The organism is Streptomyces sp. YS-3, assembly GCF_045257485.1.
GTDB lineage: Bacteria > Actinomycetota > Actinomycetes > Streptomycetales > Streptomycetaceae > Streptomyces.
Genome location: NZ_JBJHPC010000791.1, coordinates 1 through 2,628 on the forward strand (window position 1 = coordinate 1; position 2,628 = coordinate 2,628).

Consider the following 2,628-nt stretch of genomic DNA (forward strand, 5'->3'; position numbering starts at 1 on the left):
GGGCACGTGGCCGGCTGGTGGCCCTGCTGGCCGCCGCGGCGGCCAGCAGGGCCACCAGCCGGCCACGTGCCCTTCCGCCGCCCATCTCGGATATTCCACCCATCGAGGCACCTTCCCCACCTAGGGATTTCACATATCTGAACTACGTTCACGAGCAAGGCCGTTGGAGCGTAGGGCCCGCAGTTCCGGGTGACAATGCTCCGCGCGGAATTCACGGATGGGACCTGGCCTCCTGGGCCCCATTACCATGGCGCTGATTCTTCTCAGCACAGAACGAACTGGAGCGAATTCATGGGCCTCGGCGTGCGCTGGACCCTGCACGGTGACGGGCGGACGCCCGCCCCCGGCGCCGTCGTCCGCCCGGACGAGCGGCTCTCCTGGCCCCGGACGATCGGGCTCGGCGCCCAGCACGTGGTGGCCATGTTCGGCGCGTCCTTCGTGGCGCCCGTCCTCATGGGCCTGGACCCCAACCTCGCGATCATGATGTCCGGTGTCGCCACGGTCATCTTCCTGCTCGCCACCAAGGGCCGGGTCCCCAGCTATCTGGGCTGCTCGCTCTCCTTCGTCGGCGTCGCCGCCACGATCCGGGCCACCGGCGGCACCAGCGCCACCGTCACCGGCGCGGTCCTCGTCGTCGGCGCCGTCCTGTTCGCGGCGGGCCTCGCGGTACAGCGGTTCGGCGCGCGGGTCATCCACGCCGCGATGCCGCCCATCGTGACCGGCGCGGTCGTCATGCTGATCGGCTTCAACCTGGCGCCGGTGACGGCGGCCACGTACTGGCCGCAGGACCAGTGGACCGCGCTGCTGGTGATGCTCTTCACCGGCCTCGCCGTGGTCTGTCTGCGCGGGTTCTGGTCCCGGGTCGCGATCTTCCTCGGACTGCTCTTCGGCTACGGGATCTCCTGGCTCTTCGACCGCGTCCTCGGCAGGATCCACTCCGTTCCCGGCTCGGGCGAGGCCACCGACCACTGGCGCCTGGACCTCTCCGGCGTCGGCAGGGCCGACTGGATCGGCCTGCCGTCCTTCCACGCCCCGCACTTCCAGTGGTCCGCCATCCTGGTCGCCCTCCCCGTGGTGATCGCGCTGATCGCCGAGAACGCCGGACACGTCAAGGCCGTCGGCGAGATGACCGGCGACGACCTCGACGACAAGCTGGGCACCGCGATCGCCGCCGACGGCGTGGCCTCGATGCTCTCCACCGCCGTCGGCGGGCCGCCCAACACCACCTACTCCGAGAACATCGGCGTCATGGCCGCCACCCGCGTCTACTCCACCGCCGCCTACTGGGCCGCCGCCGGATTCGCGCTGCTCTTCGGCGTCTGTCCCAAGTTCGGCGCGATCGTCGCGGCCATCCCCGGCGGCGTCCTCGGCGGCATCACCGTCATCCTGTACGGCATGATCGGCCTCCTGGGCGCCCAGATCTGGATCAACGCGGGGGTGGACCTGCGCAACCCGCTGAACCTGGTCCCGGCGGCGGCGGGCATCATCATCGGCATCGGCGGCGTCAGCCTGAAGTTCACCGACGACTTCCGCCTCAGCGGGATCGCCCTGGGCACCATCGTGGTCATCACCGGCTACCACGTGCTGCGCGCCCTGGCCCCGGCCCATATGAAGGAGCAGGAGCCGCTGCTCGACGAGGGCACGTCGTCCTACGGCGAGCGCGATGACGAGCGCGGCGAGGGGCGCGGCGACGGTCAGGGGAGGCCGGACGGGCCTCAGCGCGCCAGGTCGTAGGCGTAGTCGGGGGCGAAGGTGCCCGCCGCGCCCCGGCAGCCGTCGGACTCGCCGGGCACCTTCACCCACAGATAGGCGTCGACGCGCGCCTCGCCCGTGTGCGTGGTGGGTGCGCGCCCCACGGCCCGCCCCGCCGGGTCGCACCACTGCCCGTCCGGCGGCGCGCCCCTGCCGTTGCGGCTGGTGTCGATCACCGCGCCGAGCCGCGCGGGGCCGCCGAGCGCCTTGAGCACCCGGCGCGCGTACGCCACCTCGGCCGCCGTGGCGTTGAAGTTGGAGACGTTGGTGAAGATGCCGTCGCCGCTGGTGGCCGCGCCCGCCGCGCGCAGCAGCCCGGCCATCTCCCCGGCGTCGCGCCAGCGGGAGTGGCCCGCGTCGAAGTACACCCTGGCCCGGGCGTCCGCCGCGCGGACCGCGCGCCCCGCCCTGGCCAGCGAGGCGAACCGGGCGGCGCGCTCACCCTCGGAGAGGCAGTCCGACTGGGCGATCGCGTCCGGCTCCAGGACCACGACGACCGGTGAACGCCCGAGCCCCGCCGCGAAGTTCCCCATCCACCTGTCGTACGCGGCGAGGTCCGGCGCACCGCCCTGCGAGGCGCCGCCGCAGTCCCGGCCGGGTATCGCGTACGGGACGAGCACCGCCACGCTGCCCTGCCCGGCCGCCGCCGAGGTCACCGCACGCACCTCGCGCGTGATCGAGCCCGGGTCGTACTCGGTGAACCAGACGGCCGTGGGCCGGTCCGCGATCCGGCGCTCGATCAGTGGGCGCCGGGGATCGTCGGGGTGCGCCCGGACCCAGTCGAGGACCTGCGAGTCGGGCGAGCGGTAGAGCGGGGCGGAGAGCGCGCCCGGTGCGGGCGAGCGGGTGGCGGAGGGCCGGGGAGCGGTGGACGGC

The 2,628-nt window shown here is 73.1% G+C and carries 2 protein-coding genes; one reads left to right on the forward strand and one right to left on the reverse strand.

Annotation, left to right across the window (positions count from 1 at the left end; all coding sequences use genetic code 11):
- The first annotated feature begins 291 nt into the window (after positions 1-291).
- Positions 292-1,734 (forward strand): uracil-xanthine permease family protein, encoded by a 1,443-nt coding sequence (locus ACJA3G_RS34805; protein ID WP_406557028.1) that lies wholly within the window; start codon positions 292-294, stop codon positions 1,732-1,734.
- On the opposite strand, the gene ACJA3G_RS34810 is transcribed toward ACJA3G_RS34805, so the two are convergent.
- On the reverse strand, positions 1,716-2,628 hold a 913-nt coding region (locus tag ACJA3G_RS34810; RefSeq protein WP_406557029.1), incomplete at its 5' end, for a glycoside hydrolase family 6 protein. The two genes, ACJA3G_RS34805 and ACJA3G_RS34810, sit on opposite strands and share 19 nt — an antisense overlap.